A 530-nucleotide genomic window follows, 5' to 3' on the forward strand; every position below is an offset into this window, starting at 1 on the left:
AGCGCGAAGATCGTGGTGGCGGGCGGATTCGGCGTGGGCAAGACCACGTTCGTCGGCGCCGTCTCGGAGATCAACCCGCTGCGTACCGAAGCCGTCATGACCAGCGCCTCCGCCGGCATCGACGACCTCACCCACACCGGAGACAAGACCACCACCACCGTGGCCATGGACTTCGGACGCATCACCCTCGACCAGGACCTCATCCTCTACCTCTTCGGCACACCAGGACAGGACCGCTTCTGGTTCATGTGGGACGACCTCGTACGCGGCGCCATCGGCGCCATCGTCCTCGTCGACACCCGCCGCCTCGCCGACTGCTTCCCCGCCGTCGACTACTTCGAAAACTCAGGACTCCCCTTCGTCATCGCCCTCAACGGCTTCGACGGACACCAGCCCTACACACCCGAAGAAGTACGCGAAGCACTCCAGATCGGCCCCGACACCCCCATCATCACCACCGACGCCCGCCACCGCGCCGACGCCAAGAGCGGACTCATCACCCTCGTCGAACACGCCCTCATGGCACGACT

General features: G+C 65.5%; 1 protein-coding gene. It reads left to right on the plus strand.

The features are described 5' to 3' along the window. Positions 1–530, plus strand: a 530-nt coding sequence (locus IH48_RS0132305; RefSeq protein WP_030912953.1) for a GTP-binding protein, incomplete at both ends; no start/stop codon positions are given.

Origin of the sequence: Streptomyces sp. NRRL F-5126, assembly GCF_000721265.1 — a bacterium.
In the GTDB taxonomy this organism is placed as follows: Bacteria; Actinomycetota; Actinomycetes; order Streptomycetales; family Streptomycetaceae; genus Streptomyces.